The organism is Pseudomonas sp. KH_021 (assembly GCF_057838865.1).
The window spans coordinates 1,673,824-1,697,388 of the sequence record NZ_CM174477.1; the positions used below are offsets into that span (position 1 = coordinate 1,673,824).

Genomic DNA, 23,565 nt, shown 5'->3' on the forward strand with positions numbered 1-23,565 from the left:
GACCAGATCAATGAGCCAAGGTGTTGAATTCAATCGCTTGATGTTGGACATGCGCGCCATGCAAATGGAGGCCATGAGCCAATCCAAATCCGCTGTACAAGCGCCTGAAGCCGGCTCCAGCAGCTTTGCCGACCTGCTTGGCCAGGCCGTCAACAAAGTCAACGACACCCAACAAGCGTCCAGCCAGTTGGCCACCGCCTTCGAAGTTGGCAAGAGCGGCGTCGACCTCACCGACGTGATGATCGCTTCGCAAAAAGCCAGTGTGTCTTTCCAGGCTATCACCCAGGTACGCAACAAATTGGTCCAGGCGTACCAAGACATCATGCAGATGCCGGTTTAAGGGTGAGATCCAGACATGGCAGATGCATCGGTGGATAACGTCCCAGCCAAAGCAGGCGCAGGCGGCAAGCCGCCCCTGTTCGGGCTCAATATCCTCGACAACCTTTCCCAGATGACCGTGCTGCGCCAGGTCGGCCTGATGGTCGGCCTGGCGGCGAGCGTGGCCATCGGCTTTGCCGTGGTGCTGTGGTCGCAACAGCCCGATTACCGTCCGCTGATCGGCAGCCTGGCGGGCATGGACACCAAACAGGTCCTGGACACCCTGGCCGCCGCCGATATCCCCTACAACGTAGAGCCGAACTCCGGCGCCTTGCTGGTCAAGGCCGATGACCTGGCCCGTGCACGCCTCAAGCTTGCCGCGGCCGGTGTGGCGCCCAGCGACGGCACGGTCGGTTTCGAGATCCTCGACAAGGACCAGGGCCTGGGCACCAGCCAGTTTATGGAAGCCACCCGCTATCGCCGGGGGCTGGAAGGCGAACTGGGGCGCACCATCGCCAGCCTGAATAACGTCAAGGCGGCCCGTGTGCACCTGGCCATTCCGAAAAGCTCGGTGTTCGTGCGTGATGAGCGCAAGCCGAGTGCCTCGGTGTTGGTCGAGCTCTACCAGGGCCGTGCGCTGGAGCCGGGGCAGGTCATGGCCATCGTCAATCTGGTGGCGGCCAGTGTGCCTGAGCTGACCAAATCCCAGGTCACGGTGGTGGATCAGAAGGGCAACCTGCTTTCGGATCAAGGCGAAAACAACGCATTGACCATGGCCGGCAAGCAGTTCGACTACAGCCGGCGCATGGAAAGCATGCTGACCCAGCGTGTGCACAACATTTTGCAGCCGGTGCTGGGTAATGATCGCTACAAGGCGGAAGTGTCGGCGGATGTTGACTTCAGCTCGGTAGAGTCTACCTCCGAGCAGTTCAACCCGGACCAGCCGGCGCTGCGCAGCGAGCAGTCGGTCAACGAACAGCGCACCACCAGCCTCGGCCCACAAGGTGTGCCCGGCGCGCTGAGTAACCAACCACCGGGCCCGGCCAGCGCGCCGCAGCAAACCGGCGGGGCCCAGGCCGTCGCTGGCATGGTGCAACCGGGCCAGCCGCTGCTCGATGCCAATGGCCAGCAGATCATGGACCCGGCCACCGGCCAGCCAATGCTGGCGCCGTACCCGGCCGACAAGCGCGTGCAGTCGACCAAGAACTTCGAGCTGGACCGCTCCATCAGTCACACCCGCCAGCAGCAAGGGCGCGTCAATCGCTTGTCGGTGGCAGTGGTGGTCGATGATCAATTCAAGATCAACCCGGCCAACGGTGAAGTCACCCGCACCCCCTGGAGCAGCGATGACCTGGCGCGCTTCACTCGCTTGGTGCAGGACGCCGTCGGCTTCGACGCCAGCCGGGGCGACAGCGTCAGTGTGATCAACGTGCCGTTCGCGGCGGACCGTGGCGAAGTGATCGCCGAGATTCCGTTCTACTCCCAGCCCTGGTTCTGGGACATCCTCAAGCAAGTGCTGGGTGTGGTGTTCATTCTGGCGTTGGTGTTTGGTGTGTTGCGCCCGGTGCTCAACAACATCACCGGCAACGGTAAGCAGTTGGCCGGCCCAGGTATCGACGGCGACGTCGAGCTGGGCGGCATGGGCGGCCTGGATGGGGAGCTTGCCACCGACCGGGTCACCCTGGGCGGGCCGCAAAGCATCCTGCTGCCAAGTCCGAGCGAGGGCTATGACGCCCAGCTCAATGCAATCAAGAGTCTGGTGGCCGAGGACCCGGGTCGCGTGGCTCAGGTAGTGAAAGAGTGGATTAACTCCGATGAGTGATAACCGAGCCCTGACCGCCAAGCTGTCCAAGGTCGACAAGGCCGCGATCCTGCTGCTCTCGCTGGGCGAAACCGATGCCGCGCAGGTGTTGCGCCATATGGGGCCCAAGGAGGTCCAGCGCGTCGGTGTGGCCATGGCGCAAATGCGCAATATCCACCGCGAGCAGGTCGAGCAGGTGATGGGCGAGTTCATCGAGACGGTGGGTGATCAGACCAGCCTCGGCGTCGGCTCCGACGGTTATATCCGCAAGATGCTGACCCAGGCGCTGGGCGAGGACAAGGCCAACGGCCTGATCGACCGCATTTTGCTGGGCGGCAACACCAGTGGCCTGGACAGCCTCAAGTGGATGGAGCCGCGTGCGGTGGCGGACGTGATCCGTTACGAGCACCCGCAGATCCAGGCCATTGTGGTGGCGTATCTGGACCCGGACCAGGCCGGCGAAGTGCTGAGCCATTTCGACCAGAAGGCGCGCCTGGACATCATCTTGCGGGTGTCCTCGCTCAATACCGTGCAGCCCGCGGCGCTTAAAGAGCTCAACCAGATTTTGGAGAAGCAGTTCTCGGGCAACTCCAACTCTTCGCGTACCACGCTGGGTGGCATCAAGCGTGCGGCCGACATCATGAACTTCCTCGATAGCTCCACCGAGGGCCAGTTGATGGACGCGATCCGCGAAGTCGATGGCGATTTGTCCGAGCAGATCGAAGACTTGATGTTCGTGTTTAACAACCTGTCCGATGTTGACGACCGCGGTATCCAGGCGCTGCTGCGCGAAGTGTCTTCGGATGTGCTGGTGGTGGCGCTCAAGGGCGCCGACGAGAAGGTAAAAGACAAGATCTTCAAGAACATGTCCAAGCGTGCCTCGGAGCTTTTGCGCGACGACCTGGAAGCCAAGGGGCCGGTGCGTGTCAGCGACGTCGAGACGGCGCAAAAGGAAATCCTCACCATTGCCCGACGCATGGCCGAAGCTGGCGAGATCGTGCTCGGCGGCAAGGGTGGCGAGGAAATGATCTGATAGTGGGCGCCGCCGTTGCCAAGCGGACGGCGGTGAGGCCATCGCAGGTAAACCTTGCTCCTACAGGGGTGGCGACCACCACCCTGTAGGAGCCGGGTTTACCCGCGATGAAGGCGCCGCAATATGCCTGGGACACCGCGGTGAGGCCATCGCAGGTAAACCTTGCTCCTACAGGGGTGGCGACCACCACTCTGTAGGAGCCGGATTTACCCGCGATGAAGGCGCCGCAATATGCCTGGGACACCGCGGTGAGGCCATCGCAGCATAGGTATCTACACAATTCTGGGGCAGCGCGGCTCTTGTAGCCGCTGCCGAGGTACGAGGCTGCGATCGGCGGCGAAGCCGTCGTAAATTCAGGCCCTTCGGTGTGCCTGATGGATTACGGTCTCAGGTTTTACGGCCGCTTCGCTGCCGATCGCAGCCTCGTACCTCGTCAGCGGCTACATTCGTAGCAGTAGACGAGTTCAGCGAGGCCAGGTCCGGGGACGTAGTCCTCGCAAAGCCTGTACTCGCGGTGTATCTGAATACTGAAGTGCCAGGTTTTACGACTGCTGCGCAGCCGGACGTGGCCTCGTTCTACTCGTCCACTGCTACGAAATGCAGTACACCAAAAGATGTGTAGATACCTATGGCCATCGCAGGTAAACCTTGCTCCTACAGGGCTGACGACCACCACCTTGTAGGAGCCGGGTTTACCCGCGATGAAGGCGCCGCAATATGCCTGATACACCGCGGTGAGGCCATCGCAGGTAAACCTTGCTCCTACAGGGCTGGCGACCACCACCCAAGGAGCCGGGTTTACCCGCGATGAAGGCGCCGCAATATGCCTGGGACACCGCGGTGAGGCCATCGCAGGTAAACCTTGCTCCTACAGGGCTGGCGACCACCACCCTGTAGGAGCCGGGTTTACCCGCGATGAAGACACCGCAATATTCCTGATACACCGCGGCGTCAATATCGCGGGACCACCGCGAACACATTTGAAGAGTGCCTGCAGCATGTCGACCAACGAGCATTTGAGTGAGCTGATCCGCGCTGGCGACATTGAGGCCTTCGATCGCTGGGCGCTGCCTAGCTTCGATCCCGAAGAGCCGGAACCCGAGCCGGAACCGGTCGAGGAAACCCCCGAGGAAATCGAAGAAGTGCCGCTGGAGGAAGTCCAGCCGATCACCCTCGAAGAGCTCGAAAGCATTCGCCAGGAGGCCTATAACGAAGGCTTCGCCACCGGCGAGAAAGAGGGCTTCCACAGCACCCAGCTCAAGGTTCGCCAGGAAGCCGAAGCAGCCCTCGGCGCGCAGTTGAAGCGGCTGGAGCGGGTGATGCAAAACCTGTTCGAACCCATCGCCGAGCAAGACACCCAGATCGAAAAATCACTGGTCACTTTGGTTGGGCACATCACCCGCCAGGTGATCCAGCGCGAACTGCGCATGGACTCCCGCCAGATCGAGCACGTGTTGCGCGATGCCTTGAAACTGCTGCCAATGGGCGCCAACAACATCCGCATCCTGGTCAATCCGCAGGACTTCGCGTTGGTAAAAGCGATGCGCGAACGCCACGAAGAAAGCTGGCGCATTTTGGAAGACGAAAGCTTGCAGCCAGGCGGTTGCCGGATCGAGACCGAGCACAGTCGCATCGACGCCAGTATCGAGACTCGCATCGAGCAGGCGCTGGCGCAGATGTTCGACCAGCTGCATGACCAGAACCTGCACCCGGCCAAGCCGGACTTGCATATCGACCTGGACAGCCTCGATGCGCCTTGACCGCACCAGCTTCGGCAAGCGCCTGGACGCTTACGCCGACACCATCAATGTCGCTGCCCAGCCAGTGGTCGAAGGCCGCCTGCTGCGCATGGTCGGCCTGACCCTTGAGGCCGAAGGCCTGCGTGCCGCCATGGGCAGCCGCTGCCTGGTGATCAACGACGACAGCTATCACCCGATGCAGGTCGAGGCCGAGGTGATGGGTTTTTCCGGCGGCAAAGTGTTTTTGATGCCGGTCGGCAGTGTTTCCGGTATAGCGCCGGGCGCACGGGTAGTGCCGCTGGCCGACAACGGACGCTTGCCCATGGGCATGAGCATGCTCGGGCGCGTACTCGACGGCGCCGGGCGGGCGTTGGATGGCAAAGGCGGAATGAAAGCCGAAGACTGGGTGCCAATGGACGGCCCAACCATCAACCCGCTCAATCGCGACCCCATCCACCAGCCGCTGGACGTGGGCATTCGCAGCATCAACGGGTTGTTGACGGTCGGCCGTGGCCAGCGCTTGGGCCTGTTTGCCGGTACCGGTGTGGGTAAGTCGGTGTTGCTGGGCATGATGACCCGCTTTACCGAGGCCGACATAATCGTCGTGGGATTGATCGGTGAGCGGGGCCGCGAGGTGAAGGAGTTCATCGAGCACATTCTCGGTACAGAAGGCCTCAAGCGCTCGGTGGTGGTGGCCTCGCCTGCAGACGATGCGCCCCTGATGCGTTTGCGCGCGGCCATGTATTGCACCCGTATCGCTGAATATTTTCGCGACAAGGGCAAGAATGTCCTGTTGCTGATGGATTCGTTGACCCGTTTCGCCCAGGCCCAGCGGGAAATCGCCCTGGCCATTGGCGAGCCGCCGGCGACCAAGGGCTACCCGCCGTCGGTGTTCGCCAAGCTGCCAAAATTGGTGGAGCGGGCCGGTAATGCCGAAGCCGGTGGCGGCTCGATCACCGCGTTCTACACCGTATTGTCCGAAGGCGATGACCAGCAGGACCCGATTGCCGACTCGGCGCGGGGCGTGCTGGATGGGCACATCGTATTGTCCCGGCGCCTGGCCGAAGAGGGTCATTACCCGGCAATCGATATCGAAGCTTCGATCAGTCGAGTGATGCCTCAGGTGGTGACGCCGGAGCAGATGACCCAGGCGCAGCAGTTCAAGCAGCTGTGGTCGCGCCTGCAGCAGAGCCGCGACCTGATCAGCGTTGGCGCCTATGTGGCCGGTGGCGACCGGGAAACTGACCTTGCGATAGCCCTGCAACCCAAGCTCGTTCACTTCTTGCGCCAGGGCCTGCACGACAACGTCAGCCAGGCGCAAAGCCGCGAGCATCTGGCGTCGGTGTTTGCCCCGCCAGCCCCGGGTTAATCGGCCATGGCACAGACAAGCCGCGCCCAGCGTTTGGCCCCCGTGGTGGAAATGGCCGAAAACGCCGAACGCCAGGCCGCCCAGCGGTTGGGGCAGTTCCAGCAGCAGGTCAACCTGGCCCAGGCCAAGCTCGCCGAGCTTGACCACTTTCGCAGCGACTACCAACAGCAGTGGATCGCCCAGGGCCGCCAGGGGGTTTCAGGCATGTGGCTGATGAACTATCAGCACTTTCTCAATCAGCTGGAAACCGCCGTGGCCCAGCAACAGCAAAGCCTGACCTGGCACCAGAACAACCTCAAGAATGCTCGCGGCACCTGGCAGCAGGCCTATGCGCGGGTTGAAGGCTTGCGCAAACTGGTGCAGCGCTACCGGGATGAAGCGCGCCAAATCGAAGACAAGCGCGAGCAAAAATTGCTGGATGAACTCTCTCAGCGCCTGCCGCGTCATGACCGCTACTGACGGGTATTTTCGCCCGCCAGGTTGCTGCCTGAGCGTACCGGTGCTACACCTTCCACTGTCTGGTATTGCCGCAAGGAATTGCATTCATGGCTGTAGGTTCTAAATGTTCCCAGGATGGGAAAAAACTGACGATTTCGATTAAAGGGCGTTTCGATTTCGGCAGGCATCAGGAGTTTCGAGATTCCTACGAGCGCCTGTCCCTCAAGCCCGAATTCGTAGTCATAGACCTCAAGGACGCCACCTACCTGGACAGCTCTGCGCTGGGCATGTTGTTGCTGTTGCGCGATTATGCCGGCGGCGAAACAGCGGATATCCGGGTCATCAACACCAATTCGGATGTGCGCAAGATCCTGGCGATCTCCAATTTCGACAAGCTGTTTGACATCAACTGACCTTCGTCATGCCAGGTGCCCAACCGCTGACGATCCTGATCGCCGAAGACAGCGCGGCCGACCGCTTATTGCTGTGTACCATTGTGCGCAAGCAGGGGCATACCGTACTGACCGCTGAAAATGGCCAGCAAGCCGTTGCGCTATTTGCCGAGCAGCGCCCGCAGCTGGTGCTGCTCGATGCCCTGATGCCAGTGATGGATGGCTTTGAAGCGGCCCGGCAGATCAAGGCGCTGGCCGGTGAAACGCTCATACCCATTATTTTCCTGACGTCCCTGAGTGAGCAGGATGCGCTGGTACGCAGCCTGGAGGCGGGCGGCGACGACTTTCTGGCGAAGCCCTATAACCCGATCATCCTGGCCGCCAAGATCAAGGCGATGGACCGGCTGCGACGATTGCAGGCCATGGTGCTGGAACAACGAGATCAATTGGCCCGCCACCATGAGCATCTGCTTGCTGAGCAGCGGGTGGCCAAGGCGGTCTTTGATCAGGTCGCCCATGCCGGTTGCCTCAGTGCGTCGAATATCCGTTACCTGCAATCGCCTTATGCGCTGTTCAACGGTGACCTGCTGCTGGCCGCCTTCACGCCTGGCGGCGATATGCATGTACTGCTGGGCGACTTTACCGGCCACGGCCTGCCTGCGGCGGTCGGTACCATGCCGCTGGCCGAAGTCTTCTACGGCATGACCGCCAAGGGCTATGGCCTGGCCCAGGTCCTGAGGGAAATGAACGCCAAGCTCAAGCGGGTCCTGCCGGTCGATATGTTCTGCTGCGCCACCTTTCTCAGCTTGAGCTTTCAGCGTCGGCAGGTGGAAGTGTGGAACGGCGGCATGCCCGACGGTTACCTGCATCGCACGGCCGCTGGTGAACGGCTGGCGCTGGTGTCGCGCCACTTGCCACTGGGCATTCTGGCGCCCCAGCAGTTCGACGACACCACCGAAGTGTTGCCGATGGCGTTGGGTGATCGGATCTTCCTATTGTCTGATGGTATACTCGACACCAGCGACGCCGACGATGAGTTGTTTGGCGTCGAGCGCTTGGGGCGGGTGTTTGACGCCAACCGGGAGCCTGTGCACCTGTTCGAGGACATTCGCCAGGCACTCAGCGATTTTGGCGGCCGTTCGCGCGACGATGTAAGCATGGTGGAAGTGACCATGGTCGAGCCCGATCATGTGCAGCCGCCGCCGTTGGTTTATTCCGACAGCGGCGTTTCGAGCCCGCTGGACTGGTCAGTGAGCTTCGAGTTTCGCGCCGAGACGCTCAAGCGTTTCAACCCCTTGCCGTATCTGTTGCAACTGCTGCAGGAAATCCACGGCCTGCGTGCTCAAAGCGGTGCGCTGTACAGTGTGTTGGCCGAGCTCTACTCCAACGCTCTGGAGCATGGTGTGCTGGCACTAGACTCCAGCCTCAAGAACGATGCCGCAGGTTTTGCCCTTTACTACCAGGAGCGCAATCGGCGCCTGGATGCCTTGGGTCACGGCTACATACGCCTGCATCTGCGGGTCGAGCCGATCAACCGGGGTGGTCGCCTGCTGATCGAGGTCACGGACAGCGGCAAGGGTTTTGACGTCAATGGGGTGCTGGCTCGGCCCCTGCGGGAACAAGGTCTGTCTGGGCGTGGTCTGACCCTGATACGTCAGTTGAGTCGCCGAGCCGATTGGGACGACGAGGGACGCACGGCGCGCGTGGAGTTTGCCTGGGGGGCCCTGGCATTAATCGATACTTGATCAAGGAGCGAACAAGTGAAAAAAGAACATCTCGATTACAACGTGCTCAGCGCGTTGCAAGAGGTCATGGAAGATGAATATCCTCTGTTGCTGGATACTTTCCTCAAAGACTCGCAGACACGGCTTGAGCTGCTGCGCCAGGCCCGCAGCGCCGAAGAACTGGGCCAAACCGCCCACAGCTTCAAGGGTAGCTGCAGCAACATGGGGGCTTTCGTGCTGGCTGACCTGTGTCAGGAGCTGGAAGATCGGGTCAAATACCCTCCCTTGTCCGGCATTGAAGACCTGATCAACCGCATCGATCAGGAATTCACTGCCATCGATCGTTTGTACCGCGACGAACGTCTGCGTTTTCCCTGCTGAACCTCTCCTGGCGTCGGGTGGCAAACCTGGCGTGACTTTTGCCTGAGCTTCGTGACTGTGCCGTTTATTACTGTGCCGCGGAGACCTTCATGCCCCTCGCTTCCAACCCGCTTCTGCAAGCCCCTTCGGCCACCAAGACGCAGGCGCCCGCCGCCAGCGTGCCGGAGCGTGCGCCGCAAGCAGCCAAGGGCGCGGCCGACAGCTTTGACACGGTATTTGCCCAGCAGTCGGTAGATAAGCCCACGGCTGATGAGGTGCCAAAGGTTGCCGATAGCGGCAAGGATTTGCCTGCCAAGGCGGCAGAAGATAAAGACGATACGGTGGAAGACAGCGACCCGGCGGTGGCGCAGGCAGTGCTTGCTACGCCCGAGGTTCTTGTTCAGGTGGTGAGCGCTGAGCCTGCTGCACAGCCCTTGCTCCAGGCTTCCACCCTGGCAGCGGTGGATCAGGCCCAGGCGGCTGCCCTGGCGGCAGAGGGCGACTATGACCCATCGACCGATCCCTTGGCGGATTTGCCGATGGTGCGCCTGGCCCTGGAGCAGAACGCCCAGGCTCAGGGGACGGTGTCTGCCCATGCCGGCAAGGGCGCTGCGGCCCAGGCCGAGGCTGCGCCTATGGCGGGCGTAATGGCTGGCATGGCGCTTGCGGATGAACAGGCCGCGGCCGACGGCGCTTCCACCGAGTCGGGTGAGCAGGCCTTCACCGGTCTGCTCGATGATGGCCTCAAGGACATCAAGGGCACCGCCAGCGACACGCGAGTGGACAATTTTGCCGAACGCTTGCAGGCGCTGTCCCAGGCGGCCCAGGTCAAACCCGTCAATGTCGCTGCTCAGCCGACGCCGCTGAGCCAGCCGCTGGCCATGCATCAGGGTGGTTGGACCGAGGGCTTGGTCAACCGCGTGATGTACCTTTCCAGCCAAAATCTCAAGTCGGCCGATATCCAGCTTCAGCCGGCTGAGCTGGGGCGCCTGGACATCCGCGTCAACCTGGCCCCCGACCAGCAAACCCAGATCGCCTTCAGCAGCGGCCATGCCGGGGTTCGCGAAGCGCTGGAAGGGCAGCAGCAGCGCCTGCGCGAGATGTTCGTCCAGCAGGGCTTGGGCGAGCCGCAAGTCAGCGTGTCCGACCAGTCGCGGGGCTGGCAGGGCCAGGAGCAAGGGCAGGGTGGCCAGCGTAGTGGCGGTGGTAATGGCAGGGTGGAGAGCGTGGAGTCAGTTGACAACGTAGCGACAATTGAAGCTGCCAGCACCGTGGTGATCGGCTCCAGCGTCGTGGACTATTACGCGTAAGGGTGAGGGGCTGTATCGAGGCTTCCAGGCGCTTGCCTTGGATTTTGTGCTGTTGCCGAGATCGAGCGCCGCCCGCGCGGCGCATCGCCGGCTAAAGCCGACTCCCACATTTTTTGCAACGTGCCATGGCCTGTGGGGTTGGGGTTGTTAGCCTTGGTGGTTCGGCTTTAGATTTTTGTGATTTCGGGGGGGGCGCGTGGCTGACAACTCCAATCTCACAGGCCATGGCACGTTGCAACCAATGTGGGAGCCGGCTTTAGCCGGCGATGCGCCGCGCGGGCGGCGCTCGATCTCAAGAGCAAAGGAAAAACCAAGGCAGGCACCTCGTGTGGCTCATGTTGCGCACCACGTTGATCTGGCATAACACTTGCTCCGCATCGCTCATGTATCAAATGAGTGACGGATTATTGGCATGGCGAAGAGCGACGCAGCAAAAGACCCCGCCGCAAAAGGCAAACTCAAGCTGATTATCCTGGTCGTGGTGGGCCTGTTGCTGGCCATCGGTGTCTCGGTGGGCGCCACCTGGTTTTTCCTGCAGAAGAGCGAGAGCAAGCCAGAAGCGGCCACCGAGGTCGCCAGCACCAAGCCGATGGCCCTGTACGAGTCATTGACTCCGGCTTTTGTCGTCAACTACAACCAGAATGGCCGCCAGCGCTACATGCAAGTCAGCATTACCCTGCTGGCCCGCGATCAGGGCGAGCTCAATGCGCTCAAAGTGCACATGCCGGTGATTCGCAACAATTTGGTCATGCTGTTCTCCGCGCAGCCTTTCGACACCCTGGCCACCCCGATTGGCCAGGAAATGCTGCGCCAGAAGGCCACGGCCAGCGTGCAGGAAGTGGCGATAAAAGAAGTGGGCAAGCCGGTCATTGACCAGGTGCTCTTCACCAATTTCGTATTGCAGTAGGAACACGACATGTCCGTGCAAGACCTGCTGTCCCAGGATGAAATCGACGCCCTCTTGCACGGTGTCGATGATGGTTTGGTCGCCATCGAAAGCCCCGCTGAGCCTGGCAGTGTCAAAAGCTATGACCTGACCACCCAGGACCGGATCGTGCGCGGCCGCATGCCGACCCTGGAAATGATCAACGAGCGCTTTGCCCGTTATACCCGTATCAGTATGTTCAACCTGCTGCGTCGTTCTGCCGATGTGGCCGTGGGCGGTGTGCAGGTGATGAAGTTCGGCGAGTACGTCCACTCGCTGTATGTGCCGACCAGCCTCAACCTGGTCAAGGTCAAGCCGTTGCGCGGTACTGCGCTGTTTATTCTCGATGCCAAGCTGGTGTTCAAGCTGGTGGACAACTTCTTTGGCGGTGACGGCCGTCACGCCAAGATCGAAGGGCGGGAGTTCACCCCGACCGAGCTGCGCGTGGTGCGCATGGTGCTCGATCAGGCCTTCAAAGACTTGAAGGAAGCCTGGCAGGCGATCATGGAAATCAACTTCGAGTACATCAACTCGGAAGTGAACCCGGCCATGGCCAACATCGTCGGCCCCAGCGAAGCCATTGTGGTGTCGACCTTCCATATAGAGCTCGATGGCGGTGGCGGCGACCTGCACGTGACCATGCCGTACTCGATGATCGAGCCAGTGCGCGAGATGCTCGATGCGGGCTTCCAGTCAGACCTGGACGACCAGGACGAGCGCTGGAGCAAGGCCCTGCGCGAGGACGTGCTGGATGTCAGCGTACCGCTGGGCGCCACCGTGGCGCGCCGCCAGCTGAAACTGCGCGACATCCTGCACATGCAGCCGGGCGATGTGATCCCGGTCGAGATGTCCGACGAATTGATCCTGCGCGCCAATGGCGTGCCGGCCTTCAAGGCCAAGCTCGGTTCCCACAAGGGCAACCTGGCCTTGCAAGTGATTGAGCCTATTGCGCGCCGTTGAACAGCGCGCAGGTTTAGACCCTCTCCCAGATGTAATGCCGTCGAGGACACCATGGCGAACGAACACGAAACCATTTCCGCCGAAGACCAGGCGCTGGCTGATGAATGGGCCGCGGCCCTGAGCGAAACAGGCAACAGCAGCCAGGCCGATATTGATGCCTTGCTGGCTGCCGATAACGGTAGCGCGCGCGCGCCTTCCAACCGCATGGGATTGGAAGAGTTCGGCAGCTCGCCGCGTGGCAATGACCACCACGTGAGCCTGGAAGGCCCGAACCTGGATGTGATCCTGGATATTCCGGTGACCATTTCCATGGAAGTGGGCAGTACCGAAATCAACATTCGCAACCTGCTGCAACTGAACCAGGGTTCGGTGATCGAGCTTGATCGCCTGGCCGGTGAGCCGTTGGACGTGCTGGTCAATGGCACCTTGATTGCGCATGGCGAAGTGGTGGTGGTCAACGAAAAGTTCGGCATCCGCCTGACGGACGTGATCAGCCCCAGCGAACGCATCAAGAAGCTGCGCTGAATGGACAAGCTCTGGGTAGCAGTGCTTGCGGGGCTGAGCACGCAGGTGCTGGCGGCGGAGCCGGTTTCGTCGATATCGGCGAGCGGCAGCGTGAGCGGCCAGTTGACGCAGCTGGTGCTGGGTTTGCTGCTGGTGCTGGGGCTGATCTTTCTGCTCGCCTGGTTGCTGCGCAAGGTGCAGAACGCCGCACCCCGTGGTCGCCAGGTGATCGACGTGATCGGCACCCGCGCCCTCGGCCCGCGGGACCGGCTGGTGCTGGTGCAGGTGGGCGAGGAGCAGATCCTGCTTAGCCACACCCCGGGCAGCATCACCACGCTGCACGTGCTGACCAAGCCAGTGGAGCCTTGCGAGGCCACTCGCCCCGCCTCCCCCGAGTTTGCCCAGCGCCTGATGGAGCTGTTGGGCAAGGATCAAAAGGATAAGCCTTGATGTCGCGCTTGCTGTTGACGCTGCTGCTACTGGTGGCGGCGCCGCTGGCGCTGGCGGCCGACCCGTTGTCGATTCCGGCGATCACCCTGTCCAGCGGGGCCGATGGCCAGCAGGAATATTCGGTCAGCCTGCAGATCCTGCTGATCATGACGGCGCTGAGTTTCATCCCGGCGTTTGTCATGCTGATGACCAGCTTTACCCGGATCATCATCGTCTTCTCGATCCTGCGCCAGGCCCTGGGCCTGCAGCAAACGCCGTCCAACCAGATCCTCACCGGCATGGCGCTGTTTCTGACGATGTTCATCATGGCGCCGGTGTTCGACCGGGTGAACCAGGATGCCCTGCAGCCTTACCTGGCTGAGAAGCTCAGCGCCCAGGATGCGATCGCCAAGGCCGAGGTGCCGATCAAGGACTTCATGCTGGCCCAGACCCGGCAGAGTGATCTGGAGCTGTTTATGCGCCTGTCCAAGCGCACCGACATCGCAAGCCCCGATCAGGCCCCCCTGACCATTCTGGTACCGGCCTTCGTCACCTCGGAGCTCAAGACCGCTTTCCAGATCGGTTTCATGATCTTCATTCCGTTCTTGATCATCGACCTGGTGGTCGCCAGTGTGCTGATGGCCATGGGTATGATGATGCTGTCGCCTTTGATTATCTCGTTGCCGTTCAAGATCATGCTGTTTGTGCTGGTGGATGGCTGGGCGTTGATCATTGGCACCTTGGCCAGCAGTTTCGGGGGTGTTTAGCCATGACGCCAGAAGTCGCTGTCGACCTGTTTCGTGATGCCCTGTGGCTGACCACCTTGATGGTCGCCGTGTTGGTGATCCCCAGCCTGTTAGTGGGCCTGGTGGTGGCGATGTTCCAGGCCGCGACCCAGATCAACGAACAAACCTTGAGCTTTTTGCCAAGGCTGTTGGTGATGTTGGTGACCTTGATCGTGGCCGGGCCCTGGCTGGTGCGCACGTTTATGGAATACATCCTGTCGCTGTACGGCAGCATTCCGCAACTGATCGGGTAAGCGGCCATGCTTGAGCTGAGCGATACACAGATTGGCACTTGGGTCGCCAGCTTCATGCTGCCGCTGTTTCGCGTGGCGGCGGTGCTGATGACCATGCCGGTGTTCGGCACTACGTTGTTGCCCGTGCGCATTCGCTTGTATTTCTCCCTCGCCATTACCGTCGTGATCGCGCCCGGTTTGCCGGCTATGCCTCAGGTGCATGCGCTGGACCTGAGCGCGCTGCTGCTGATCGGCGAACAGGTGATTATCGGCGCCTTGCTCGGGCTTTCGCTGCAGCTGTTTTTTCAGTCTTTCGTGATTGCCGGGCAAATCGTCGCGATCCAGATGGGCATGGGCTTTGCGTCCATGGTCGACCCCGCCAACGGCGTGTCGGTGGCGGTGATCGGGCAGTTCTTCACGATGCTGGTGACCCTGTTGTTCCTGGCCATGAACGGGCATTTGGTGGTGTTCGAAGTGCTGGCCGAGAGCTTTACCACCTTGCCGGTGGGTGGGGGGCTGTTGGTCAACCATTTCTGGGAGCTGGTCGGGCGCATGGGCTGGGTGTTGGGTGCAGCCTTGTTGCTGGTGTTGCCGGCCATCACAGCGCTGCTGGTGGTCAACATCGCCTTTGGCATCATGACCCGGGCGGCGCCGCAGCTGAATATCTTCTCCATCGGTTTTCCACTGACCCTGGTGCTGGGCATGTTCATTCTGTGGGTCAGCATGGCCGATATCCTCAACCAGTATCAGCCGCTGGCCTCCGAGGCTTTGCAGTGGCTGCGCGAATTGGCCAGGGCACGCTGAAATGGCAGAGAGCGAAAGCGGGCAGGACAAGACAGAAGACCCCACCGACAAACGTAAGAAAGACTCCCGCGAGAAGGGCGAAATCGCTCGCTCCAAAGAGCTCAATACGTTGGCGGTGATGATGGCGGGGGCGGGCGGCCTGCTGATATTTGGCGGCGCCCTGGCCCAGGCCTTGCTGGAGTTGATGCGGCTCAACTTCAGCTTGCCTCGCGAAGTGTTGCTCGATGAGCGCTACATGGGCATCTTCTTGCTCAACTCTGGCAAGATCGCGCTGTTGGCGACTCAGCCGGTGTTGTTGCTGTTGCTGCTGGCAGCGCTGGTCGGGCCGATTTCGCTGGGTGGCTGGTTGTTCGCCACCGGTAGCCTTGCGCCGAAATTCAGCCGCATGAACCCGCTGTCCGGGCTTAAACGGATGTTTTCGATGCACGCCTTGACCGAGCTGCTCAAGGCCTTGGCCAAGTTTTTCGTGGTGTTGATCGTGGCGTTGGTGGTGCTGATGTCCGACCGCGACGACTTGTTGGCGATTGCCCATGAGCCGCTGGAGCTGGCGATTGTGCATAGTGTCCAGGTGGTGGGGTGGAGCACGCTGTGGATGGCGTTGGGGCTGCTGCTGATTGCGGCGGTGGATGTGCCGATCCAGCTGTATCAGAGCAAGCAGAAGCTGATGATGACCAAGCAGGAAGTGCGCGACGAATTCAAGGACAGCGAAGGCCGGCCCGAGGTCAAGCAGCGAATTCGCCAGGTCCAGCGAGAAATGTCTCAAAGGCGAATGATGGCGGCAATTCCCGAGGCTGATGTGGTGATTACCAACCCGACGCATTATGCGGTGGCGCTCAAATACGACGCCGAGAAGGGCGGGGCGCCGATCCTGCTGGCCAAGGGCAGCGATTTTCTGGCCCTTAAAATCCGTGAAATCGCTACCCAGCACCAGATCCAGTTGCTCGAATCCCCGGCGCTGGCGCGCTCGATCTACTACTCCACCGAAGTCGATCAGGAAATCCCCGCCGGGTTGTACCTCGCCGTGGCGCAGGTGTTGGCGTATGTCTACCAGATCCGCCAATACAAGGCCGGGCGCGGCAAACGGCCTGATCCATTGAAAGACCTGCCTATCCCCCCGGACCTTCAGCGCGATTCTTGAGGTCCGCCCGCGATGATATCGCCGCGATTTACCTGTACAACCGCGGTGCCTGTATCGTAAGTAAACTTGGCTCCTACATGGCTGCGGCGCCTGAATCACGGGTAGGAGCCGGGCTCGCCCGCGATGATATCGCCGCGATTTTCCTGTACAACCGCGGTGCCTGCATCGCAAGCAAGCTTGGCTCCTACATGGCTGCGGCGCCTGAATCACGGGTAGGAGCCGGGCTCGCCCGCGATGATATCGCCGCGATTTACCCGTTAAACCGCGGTGCCTGTATCGCAAGCAAGCTTGGCTCCTACATGGCTGCGGCGCCTGAATCACGGGTAGGAGCCGGGCTCGCCCGCGATGATATCGCCGCGATTTACCTGTAAAACCGCGGTGCCTGCATCGCAAGCAAGCTTGGCTCCTACATGGCTGCGGCGCCTGAATCACGGGTAGGAGCCGGGCTCGCCCGCGATGATATCGCCGTGATTTACCCGTTAAACCGCGGTGCCTGCATCGCAAGCAAGCTTGGCTCCTACATGGCTGCGGCGCCTGAATCACGGGTAGGAGCCGGGCTCGCCCGCGATGATATCGCCGCGATTTACCTGTAAAACCGCGGTGCCTGTATCGCAAGCAAGCTTGGCTCCTACAACGGGTAGGAGCCGGGCTCGCCCGCGATGATATCGCCGCGATTTTCCTGTACAACCGCGGTGCCTGCATCGCAAGCAAGCTTGGCTCCTACCGGTTTGCGCGCGATGGGTTCATCGTGAATGGCCAAGTTGGAAAGCTTCTTGCAATAGCAGCGCTGCGCCCTCTATGGCGTCAAAAGTTTGCTTGATGCTTGTGAGGAAAATCGGTGGATCGTACCCAGTTAATCAATGCTGCCCGCAGCAACTTGTCCGGCCTGGGTCGGGGCAATCTGGGTGTGCCGCTGTTGTTGCTGGTGATGCTGGCGATGATGATGCTGCCGGTGCCGCCGTTTTTGCTCGATGTGTTCTTCACCTTCAACATTGCCTTGTCCATCGTTGTGCTGCTGGTGTGCGTGTACGCCCTGCGGCCGCTGGATTTCGCCGTCTTCCCGACCATCCTGTTGGTGGCGACCCTGCTGCGCCTGGCGCTGAACGTGGCGTCGACACGGGTGGTGATGCTCCACGGTCATGATGGCCACGCCGCAGCCGGCAAGGTGATCCAGGCCTTCGGCGAGGTGGTGATCGGCGGTAACTATGTGGTCGGTATCGTGGTGTTCGCGATTCTGATGATCATCAACTTCGTGGTGGTCACCAAGGGCGCCGGGCGTATTTCCGAGGTGAGCGCACGCTTCACCCTGGACGCCATGCCCGGCAAGCAGATGGCCATCGACGCCGACCTTAACGCCGGCCTGATCGACCAGGCCCAGGCCAAGGCTCGCCGCACGGAAGTGGCCCAAGAGGCCGAGTTCTACGGTTCCATGGACGGTGCCAGCAAGTTCGTGCGCGGTGACGCCGTTGCCGGCCTGTTGATTCTGTTCATCAACCTGATCGGCGGCATGGCCATCGGTATCTTCCAGCACAGCATGAGCTTTGCCGAAGCCGGTAAGGTTTACGCCCTGTTGACCATCGGAGACGGATTAGTGGCGCAATTGCCATCACTGCTGCTGTCCACCGCCGCGGCAATCATGGTGACTCGTGCCTCGGGCTCCGAAGACATGGGCAAGCAGATCAACCGGCAGATGTTCGCCTCGCCCAAGGCACTGGCGGTGTCGGCCGGCCTGATGCTGGTCATGGGCCTGGTGCCGGGCATGCCGCATTTCTCGTTTATTTCCCTGGCCATGGTCGCGGGCGGCATCGCGTATCTGGTGTGGCGCAACCAGAACCAGCAGAAAGTCCAGGCCCTGCAAGAGGTTCAGCGCCAGCAGGATTTGCTGCCTTCCCCCCAGCGCACCCAAGAAACCAAGGAGCTGGGCTGGGATGACGTCACCCCCATCGACATGATCGGCCTGGAGGTGGGCTACCGCCTCATTCCGCTAGTAGACCGCAACCAGGGCGGCCAATTGCTGGCGCGGATCAAGGGCGTGCGCAAGAAGCTGTCCCAGGACTTGGGCTTCCTGATGCCCACCGTGCATATCCGCGACAACCTTGACCTGGCGCCCAGCGCCTATCGCCTGACGCTGATGGGGGTGATCCTGGCCGAAGCCGAGATCTACCCGGATCGAGAGCTTGCGATCAACCCAGGCCAGGTTTACGGCACCCTCAGTGGTATCACCGCCAAAGACCCGGCTTTCGGCCTCGAAGCGGTGTGGATCGAGCTCAGCCAGCGCAGCCAGGCGCAGACCCTGGGCTACACTGTGGTCGACGCCAGTACCGTGGTCGCCACGCACCTCAACCAGATCCTGTACAAGCATTGCCATGAGCTGATCGGCCACGAAGAGGTCCAGCAGTTGCTGAACGTACTGGCCAAGGGCTCGCCCAAGCTTGCCGAAGAACTGGTGCCGGGCATTCTGTCGTTGTCCGGTTTGCTCAAAGTACTGCAGGCGCTGCTGGCCGAACAGGTGCCGGTGCGCGATATCCGCAGCATCGCCGAGGCCATCGCCAACAATGCCAACAAGAGTCAAGATACTGCCGCCATGGTGGCCGCGGTGCGTGTCGGATTGTGTCGCGCCATCGTGCAAAGCATTGTGGGGCTTGAGCCCGAGCTGCCTGTGATCACGCTTGAGCCAAGGTTGGAACAAATTTTGCTCAATAGTTTGCAGCGCGCCGGACAAGGCCAGGAAGAAGCTGTTCTTCTGGAGCCGAGCATGGCCGAAAAACTTCAGCGTTCGTTGATCGAAGCTGCCCAGCGTCAGGAAATGCAGGGGCAGCCGGCGATCCTGCTGGTCGCAGGGCCGGTCAGGGCGATGCTGTCGCGCTTCGGTCGTCTGGCTGTACCGAATTTGCACGTTCTGGCGTATCAGGAAATACCCGACAACAAGCAAGTCACCATCGTTGCAACAGTAGGGCCCAATGGCTGAGGTAACGGGTTATGCAAGTTAAGCGTTTTTTCGCTGCCGACATGCGCCAAGCGATGAAACTGGTTCGCGATGAGTTGGGGCCCGACGCCGCCATCATTGGTAACCGGCGGATTGCTGGCGGTGTCGAGCTGACGGCGGCGCTGGACTACAAGTTGTCGGCACTGGCGCCCAGCGCGCCAAACGTTGAACTCGAGAACGAGTTGCGCAAGACCCAGTCGCGTATCGTGACCGCGCAGGCTGAGCTGAGCATTCGCAACGATGCCAATACCAATGGCCAGTTGTTCGCAGGTTTGCCGCTGACCGCTGCCGAACCCCTGGTCGAGCCCCATTTCGAGGAGCCGCCACGCCCGGTTGCGCCACCTGCCATGCCGCCGGTCGACCACCGCCTGTTCGACTCCATGCGTTCGGAGCTCAGTGGCTTGCGCGAGCTGCTGGAAGTCCAGCTCGGCTCCCTGGCCTGGACCCAACTGCAAGGCAGCAAACCACAGCAGGCCAACCTCTGGCGACGCCTGCAGCGCATTGGCCTGTCTGGCCCGCTGTCGCGTGACCTGCTGGAACTGACCCGCGAAATCGAAGACCCACGCCATGCCTGGCGCATGTTGCTGGCCCACCTGGCGCGCAAGATCACGGTGCCTGAGATCGAGCCGATCGAAGAGGGCGGGGTGATTGCCATGGTCGGCCCGGCCGGCATGGGCAAGACCACCACCCTGGCCAAGCTGGCTGCGCGCTATGTACTCAAGTACGGCGCGCAGAGCCTGGCGTTGGTGAGCATGGACAGCTTCCGTATCGGCGCCCAGGAGCAACTCAAGACCCTGGGGCGAATCCTCAATGTCTCGGTGACCTACGTTGACCCTGGGCAGTCGTTGGCCCAGGCGCTGGAACCGTTGCTGCGCAAGCGCGTCGTGCTGATCGACACCGCTGGCCTGCAGGCCAGCGACCCGGCCCTGCGCATGCAGCTTGAAAGCCTGGCCGGGCGTGGCATCAAGGCACGCAACTTTCTGGTTTTGGCCACTACCAGCCAGAAACAGGTGCTCACCGCCGCCTACCACAGCTATAAGCGCTGCGGCCTGTCGGGGTGCATCCTGACTAAACTGGATGAAACGGCTTGTCTTGGCGAAGTGCTGAGCCTGGCCATCAGTCAAGAATTGCCGGTTGCCTACCTAACCGATGGCCCGCGCATTCCTGACGACCTGCACGTACCGCGCGGTCACCAGTTGGTGAGTCGCGCGGTCAGCGTGCAGATGCAGGAAGAGCCCAGCGAAGAGGCGATGGCCGATATGTTCGCTGATCTCTACCAGCGCCCCGGCCAGCGAGTGGGCTGAGGTGAACATGGAACAACAACAAAGTACCTGCATTGTCCGGCTGCCGCGCGCAGTCAGTCATGTGGCCGCGGTCTAAGAAAGACAAGGTAAAGAACGAACATGGGCAGCATGCATCCAGTACAGGTGATCGCGGTGACCGGCGGCAAGGGTGGCGTCGGCAAGACTAACGTGTCAGTGAACTTGTCCCTGGCGCTGGCTGAGCTTGGCCGTCGTGTCATGCTGCTGGACGCCGACCTGGGACTGGCGAATGTCGACGTACTGCTGGGGTTGACCCCCAAGCGCACCCTGGCCGACGTGGTCGAGGGGCGCTGCGAGCTGCGCGATGTGGTGTTGCAGGGGCCGGGCGGTGTGCGGGTGATCCCGGCCGCGTCTGGCACCCAGAGCATGGTCCACCTCACGCCCGCCCAGCATGCCGGCCTGATCCAGGCGTTCAGCGATATTGGCGACAACCTCGACGTGCTGGTGATCGACACCGCGGCCGGTATCGGTGATTCGGTGGTCAGCTTCGTGCGCGCCGCCCAGGAAGTGCTGCTGGTGGTGTGCGACGAGCCTACCTCGATCACCGATGCCTATGCGTTGATCAAGCTGCTCAACCGCGATTACGGCATGAACCGCTTCCGGGTCCTGGCTAACATGGCCCAGAGCCCGCAGGAAGGGCGCAACCTGTTTGCCAAGCTGACCAAGGTCACCGACCGTTTTCTTGATGTCTCCCTGCAATACGTGGGCGCGGTGCCTTATGACGAATGCGTGCGCAAGGCGGTGCAGAAGCAGCGTGCCGTCTATGAAGCCTTCCCACGTTCCAAGTGCGCGCTGGCCTTCAAGGCCATTGCCCAGAAGGTCGACACCTGGCCGCTGCCCGCCAACCCCCGTGGGCACCTGGAATTCTTCGTCGAGCGGCTGGTGCAGCGGACCAGCACAGGGCCGGTGCTATGAATGCCAGCGGCTATCGCATGTACAGCAAGGCCTCGCGTGACTCGCAGAGCGAGTTGATCGAGCGATACGCCCCGCTGGTCAAGCGCATTGCCTACCACTTGCTGGCGCGTTTGCCGGCCAGTGTGCAAGTCGAGGATCTGATCCAGGCCGGCATGATTGGCCTGCTGGAAGTGTCCAACAAATACGACGCCAGCAAAGGCGCCAGTTTCGAGACCTACGCCGGTATTCGCATCCGTGGTGCGATGCTCGATGAGGTCCGCAAGGGCGACTGGGCTCCCCGCTCGGTCCACCGCAATACCCGTATGGTCAGTGATGCGATTCGGGCAATTGAAGCAAAAACCGGCCGTGACGCTAAAGATCACGAAGTTGCGGCCGAACTCCAATTGAGCCTTGATGATTACTACGGGATTTTGAACGACACATTGGGCAGCCGCCTGTTCAGTTTCGACGACCTGTTGCAGGACGGCGAGCACGAAGGGCTGCATGAGGACGGCGCGAGCGCACAGCTTGAACCGTCGCGTGATCTGGAAGACGAACGCTTCCAGGCCGCGCTGGCCGATGCCATCGCCAATCTGCCCGAGCGTGAACGTCTGGTTCTGGCCTTGTATTACGACGAGGAACTGAACCTCAAGGAAATCGGCGAAGTGTTGGGCGTCAGTGAGTCACGGGTCAGCCAGTTGCACAGTCAGTGCGCCGCGCGTTTGCGTGGGCGCCTGGGGGAATGGCGGGCACGTTGAGCTGGGGCTGCCAGTCGATCGACGGGTAGCAAAGACGTTCTGCACGACGTTGCGAATTCATGCAGTCGTGGCACGCAACAAAACACCGGATTTGATTGAATGCGCACCCCGTAGCCGGGTGCGTTTAAGACTGCTTGGAGGTCGAATTGGACAAGAACATGAAAATCCTCATCGTTGACGATTTTTCGACGATGCGGCGGATCATCAAGAACCTGTTGCGCGACCTGGGGTTCACCAACACCCATGAAGCCGACGATGGCAACACCGCGCTGCCAATGCTCAACAGCGGCAGTTTTGATTTCCTCGTCACCGACTGGAACATGCCAGGCATGAGCGGGCTGGACCTGCTCAAGGCTGTGCGTGCCGATGCGCGCCTGAGCCACCTGCCGGTGTTGATGGTGACCGCCGAAGCCAAGCGTGAGCAGATCATCCAGGCCGCCCAGGCCGGTGTGAACGGTTACGTGGTCAAGCCATTCACGGCCCAAGCGCTCAAAGAAAAGATCGAAAAGATCTTCGAGCGCGTCAACAGCTGAAGATCGCCACGGGAGCGCTATGGAGCCTAACAATTCGTCTTTGGGTGACTTTGAGTCGACCCTGAAGAGACATGCCCACGAGTTGGTGAACAGCCTTGAAAAAGGCAAGTTCGGCGACGCGGTACATCTGATCCATGAGCTGAACCAGACGCGTGACCGTGGCCTGTATCAAGAGGTCGGCAAGCTGACGCGCGAACTGCACAGCGCCATCGTCAGCTTTCAGATCGACCCGCGCATGCCGCAGGCCGAGGAAGTCTCACAGATCACTGATGCCACTGAGCGTTTGTCTTATGTGGTCAAGCTGACCGAGGCGGCGGCCAATCGCACCATGGACCTGGTGGAGCAGAGCACGCCGGTGGTCAATGACATGGGCAGCGAGGCCAAGGCCTTGAGCGTCGACTGGCAGCGTTTCATGCGCCGGGAAGTCGAGGCTTCGGAGTTTCGTGAACTGGCCAAGCGGATCGACAGTTTTCTGACGCGCAGCGAGCAGAATGCCCGCACCGTGTCTGGCAGCCTCAATGACATCCTGCTGGCCCAGGACTACCAGGACCTCACGGGCCAGGTCATCAAGCGCGTCACGCAGATGGTCACTGAAGTCGAAAGCAACCTGCTCAAGCTGGTGCTGATGGCAAGCCAGGTGGATCGTTTTGCGGGTATTCAGCACGATCACCAACTGCTGGCCAACGAAAAAAATCAGGAAAATCATCCCGCCAGGGGTGAAGGTCCGCAGATTCATGCCGATAAGCGAGATGACGTCGTGTCAAGTCAAGACGATGTTGACGATCTGCTATCCAGCCTGGGCTTTTAGGG

The 23,565-nt window shown here is 61.1% G+C and carries 24 protein-coding genes and 1 pseudogene; all 25 read left to right on the forward strand.

Annotated features, from left to right (window positions below; genetic code table 11):
* Nucleotides 1-10: 10 nt before the first annotated feature.
* A complete protein-coding gene (gene fliE / locus AC3IX4_RS07915) occupies nt 11-340 on the forward strand; it encodes a flagellar hook-basal body complex protein FliE (RefSeq protein WP_489260011.1) in 330 nt (109 codons plus the stop codon).
* Nucleotides 341-355: 15 nt separating this feature from the next.
* Nucleotides 356-2,140: a flagellar basal-body MS-ring/collar protein FliF gene (fliF, locus tag AC3IX4_RS07920; protein ID WP_489260012.1), complete on the forward strand. Its 1,785-nt coding sequence runs from the start codon at nt 356-358 to the stop codon at nt 2,138-2,140.
* Nucleotides 2,133-3,152, forward strand: a complete 1,020-nt coding sequence (fliG, locus tag AC3IX4_RS07925; RefSeq protein WP_489260013.1) for a flagellar motor switch protein FliG — start codon at nt 2,133-2,135, stop codon at nt 3,150-3,152. The genes fliF and fliG overlap by 8 nt, the downstream gene beginning before the upstream one ends.
* A gap of 998 nt (nt 3,153-4,150) precedes the next feature.
* A complete protein-coding gene (gene fliH, locus AC3IX4_RS07930) occupies nt 4,151-4,912 on the forward strand; it encodes a flagellar assembly protein FliH (RefSeq protein WP_489260014.1) in 762 nt (253 codons plus the stop codon).
* A complete protein-coding gene (gene fliI / locus AC3IX4_RS07935; RefSeq protein WP_489260015.1) occupies nt 4,902-6,260 on the forward strand; it encodes a flagellar protein export ATPase FliI in 1,359 nt (452 codons plus the stop codon). Before fliH ends, fliI begins: the two co-directional genes overlap by 11 nt.
* 6 nt (nt 6,261-6,266) lie before the next feature.
* Nucleotides 6,267-6,719, forward strand: a complete 453-nt coding sequence (gene fliJ, locus AC3IX4_RS07940; RefSeq protein ID WP_489260016.1) for a flagellar export protein FliJ — start codon at nt 6,267-6,269, stop codon at nt 6,717-6,719.
* Nucleotides 6,720-6,805: 86 nt separating this feature from the next.
* Nucleotides 6,806-7,111 (forward strand): STAS domain-containing protein, encoded by a 306-nt coding sequence (locus AC3IX4_RS07945; RefSeq protein ID WP_489260017.1) that lies wholly within the window; start codon nt 6,806-6,808, stop codon nt 7,109-7,111.
* Nucleotides 7,112-7,119: 8 nt separating this feature from the next.
* Nucleotides 7,120-8,835 carry a fused response regulator/phosphatase gene (locus AC3IX4_RS07950; RefSeq protein ID WP_489260018.1) on the forward strand — a complete coding sequence of 572 codons (1,716 nt, stop codon included), beginning with the start codon at nt 7,120-7,122 and terminating at the stop codon, nt 8,833-8,835.
* Between the two features lie 66 nt (nt 8,836-8,901).
* Nucleotides 8,902-9,195 (forward strand): Hpt domain-containing protein, encoded by a 294-nt coding sequence (locus tag AC3IX4_RS07955; RefSeq protein WP_489261244.1) that lies wholly within the window; start codon nt 8,902-8,904, stop codon nt 9,193-9,195.
* A gap of 89 nt (nt 9,196-9,284) precedes the next feature.
* Nucleotides 9,285-10,484, forward strand: a complete 1,200-nt coding sequence (locus tag AC3IX4_RS07960; protein ID WP_489260019.1) for a flagellar hook-length control protein FliK — start codon at nt 9,285-9,287, stop codon at nt 10,482-10,484.
* A 412-nt stretch (nt 10,485-10,896) separates the two neighbouring features.
* On the forward strand, nt 10,897-11,391 hold the full coding sequence (gene fliL, locus AC3IX4_RS07965; protein ID WP_489260020.1) for a flagellar basal body-associated protein FliL: 495 nt from the start codon (nt 10,897-10,899) through the stop codon (nt 11,389-11,391).
* Between the two features lie 9 nt (nt 11,392-11,400).
* The gene (gene fliM / locus AC3IX4_RS07970) at nt 11,401-12,369 is read left to right on the forward strand and encodes a flagellar motor switch protein FliM (RefSeq protein ID WP_489260021.1); all 969 of its coding nucleotides are present in this window, start codon (nt 11,401-11,403) and stop codon (nt 12,367-12,369) included.
* A 51-nt stretch (nt 12,370-12,420) separates the two neighbouring features.
* A complete protein-coding gene (fliN, locus tag AC3IX4_RS07975; RefSeq protein ID WP_489260022.1) occupies nt 12,421-12,894 on the forward strand; it encodes a flagellar motor switch protein FliN in 474 nt (157 codons plus the stop codon).
* The gene (fliO, locus tag AC3IX4_RS07980; protein ID WP_489260023.1) at nt 12,895-13,323 is read left to right on the forward strand and encodes a flagellar biosynthetic protein FliO; all 429 of its coding nucleotides are present in this window, start codon (nt 12,895-12,897) and stop codon (nt 13,321-13,323) included.
* Nucleotides 13,304-14,069, forward strand: a pseudogene (gene fliP, locus AC3IX4_RS07985) (flagellar type III secretion system pore protein FliP). Before fliO ends, fliP begins: the two are co-directional and overlap by 20 nt.
* Before the next feature lie 2 nt (nt 14,070-14,071).
* On the forward strand, nt 14,072-14,341 hold the full coding sequence (gene fliQ, locus AC3IX4_RS07990) for a flagellar biosynthesis protein FliQ (protein ID WP_166569278.1): 270 nt from the start codon (nt 14,072-14,074) through the stop codon (nt 14,339-14,341).
* Nucleotides 14,342-14,347: 6 nt separating this feature from the next.
* The gene (gene fliR / locus AC3IX4_RS07995) at nt 14,348-15,124 is read left to right on the forward strand and encodes a flagellar biosynthetic protein FliR (RefSeq protein ID WP_489260024.1); all 777 of its coding nucleotides are present in this window, start codon (nt 14,348-14,350) and stop codon (nt 15,122-15,124) included.
* Nucleotide 15,125: 1 nt separating this feature from the next.
* Nucleotides 15,126-16,262 (forward strand): flagellar biosynthesis protein FlhB, encoded by a 1,137-nt coding sequence (gene flhB / locus AC3IX4_RS08000; RefSeq protein ID WP_489260025.1) that lies wholly within the window; start codon nt 15,126-15,128, stop codon nt 16,260-16,262.
* A gap of 77 nt (nt 16,263-16,339) precedes the next feature.
* Nucleotides 16,340-16,633: a hypothetical protein gene (locus tag AC3IX4_RS08005; protein ID WP_489260026.1), complete on the forward strand. Its 294-nt coding sequence runs from the start codon at nt 16,340-16,342 to the stop codon at nt 16,631-16,633.
* 467 nt (nt 16,634-17,100) lie between these two features.
* Complete coding sequence (gene flhA / locus AC3IX4_RS08010; protein WP_489260027.1) at nt 17,101-19,230, forward strand: flagellar biosynthesis protein FlhA; 2,130 nt, start codon at nt 17,101-17,103, stop codon at nt 19,228-19,230.
* An 11-nt stretch (nt 19,231-19,241) separates the two neighbouring features.
* Nucleotides 19,242-20,552 carry a flagellar biosynthesis GTPase FlhF gene (gene flhF / locus AC3IX4_RS08015; protein WP_489260028.1) on the forward strand — a complete coding sequence of 437 codons (1,311 nt, stop codon included), beginning with the start codon at nt 19,242-19,244 and terminating at the stop codon, nt 20,550-20,552.
* Between the two features lie 99 nt (nt 20,553-20,651).
* Entirely contained in the window at nt 20,652-21,485 is an 834-nt protein-coding gene (fleN, locus tag AC3IX4_RS08020; protein WP_489260029.1) for a flagellar synthesis regulator FleN, read from the forward strand.
* A complete protein-coding gene (fliA, locus tag AC3IX4_RS08025) occupies nt 21,482-22,222 on the forward strand; it encodes an RNA polymerase sigma factor FliA (protein WP_489260030.1) in 741 nt (246 codons plus the stop codon). Before fleN ends, fliA begins: the two co-directional genes overlap by 4 nt.
* 158 nt (nt 22,223-22,380) lie before the next feature.
* Nucleotides 22,381-22,755 (forward strand): chemotaxis response regulator CheY, encoded by a 375-nt coding sequence (gene cheY, locus AC3IX4_RS08030; protein WP_166569285.1) that lies wholly within the window; start codon nt 22,381-22,383, stop codon nt 22,753-22,755.
* Between the two features lie 19 nt (nt 22,756-22,774).
* Entirely contained in the window at nt 22,775-23,563 is a 789-nt protein-coding gene (locus AC3IX4_RS08035) for a protein phosphatase CheZ (protein ID WP_489260031.1), read from the forward strand.
* Nucleotides 23,564-23,565: the final 2 nt, after the last annotated feature.

Coding starts and splice junctions, on each gene's coding strand:
- fliH (WP_489260014.1), top strand. CDS start 4,151: ATGTCGACCAACGAGCATTTGAGTGAGCTGATCCGCGCTGGCGACATT.
- cheY (WP_166569285.1), top strand. CDS start 22,381: ATGAAAATCCTCATCGTTGACGATTTTTCGACGATGCGGCGGATCATC.
- fliM (WP_489260021.1), top strand. CDS start 11,401: ATGTCCGTGCAAGACCTGCTGTCCCAGGATGAAATCGACGCCCTCTTG.
- fleN (WP_489260029.1), top strand. CDS start 20,652: ATGGGCAGCATGCATCCAGTACAGGTGATCGCGGTGACCGGCGGCAAG.
- fliE (WP_489260011.1), top strand. CDS start 11: ATGAGCCAAGGTGTTGAATTCAATCGCTTGATGTTGGACATGCGCGCC.
- fliL (WP_489260020.1), top strand. CDS start 10,897: ATGGCGAAGAGCGACGCAGCAAAAGACCCCGCCGCAAAAGGCAAACTC.
- AC3IX4_RS07955 (WP_489261244.1), top strand. CDS start 8,902: ATGGAAGATGAATATCCTCTGTTGCTGGATACTTTCCTCAAAGACTCG.
- fliQ (WP_166569278.1), top strand. CDS start 14,072: ATGACGCCAGAAGTCGCTGTCGACCTGTTTCGTGATGCCCTGTGGCTG.
- fliA (WP_489260030.1), top strand. CDS start 21,482: ATGAATGCCAGCGGCTATCGCATGTACAGCAAGGCCTCGCGTGACTCG.
- fliN (WP_489260022.1), top strand. CDS start 12,421: ATGGCGAACGAACACGAAACCATTTCCGCCGAAGACCAGGCGCTGGCT.
- AC3IX4_RS07960 (WP_489260019.1), top strand. CDS start 9,285: ATGCCCCTCGCTTCCAACCCGCTTCTGCAAGCCCCTTCGGCCACCAAG.
- fliF (WP_489260012.1), top strand. CDS start 356: ATGGCAGATGCATCGGTGGATAACGTCCCAGCCAAAGCAGGCGCAGGC.
- flhB (WP_489260025.1), top strand. CDS start 15,126: ATGGCAGAGAGCGAAAGCGGGCAGGACAAGACAGAAGACCCCACCGAC.
- AC3IX4_RS08005 (WP_489260026.1), top strand. CDS start 16,340: ATGGCTGCGGCGCCTGAATCACGGGTAGGAGCCGGGCTCGCCCGCGAT.
- AC3IX4_RS07950 (WP_489260018.1), top strand. CDS start 7,120: ATGCCAGGTGCCCAACCGCTGACGATCCTGATCGCCGAAGACAGCGCG.
- fliG (WP_489260013.1), top strand. CDS start 2,133: ATGAGTGATAACCGAGCCCTGACCGCCAAGCTGTCCAAGGTCGACAAG.
- flhF (WP_489260028.1), top strand. CDS start 19,242: ATGCAAGTTAAGCGTTTTTTCGCTGCCGACATGCGCCAAGCGATGAAA.
- fliJ (WP_489260016.1), top strand. CDS start 6,267: ATGGCACAGACAAGCCGCGCCCAGCGTTTGGCCCCCGTGGTGGAAATG.
- fliO (WP_489260023.1), top strand. CDS start 12,895: ATGGACAAGCTCTGGGTAGCAGTGCTTGCGGGGCTGAGCACGCAGGTG.
- fliR (WP_489260024.1), top strand. CDS start 14,348: ATGCTTGAGCTGAGCGATACACAGATTGGCACTTGGGTCGCCAGCTTC.
- AC3IX4_RS08035 (WP_489260031.1), top strand. CDS start 22,775: ATGGAGCCTAACAATTCGTCTTTGGGTGACTTTGAGTCGACCCTGAAG.
- AC3IX4_RS07945 (WP_489260017.1), top strand. CDS start 6,806: ATGGCTGTAGGTTCTAAATGTTCCCAGGATGGGAAAAAACTGACGATT.
- fliI (WP_489260015.1), top strand. CDS start 4,902: ATGCGCCTTGACCGCACCAGCTTCGGCAAGCGCCTGGACGCTTACGCC.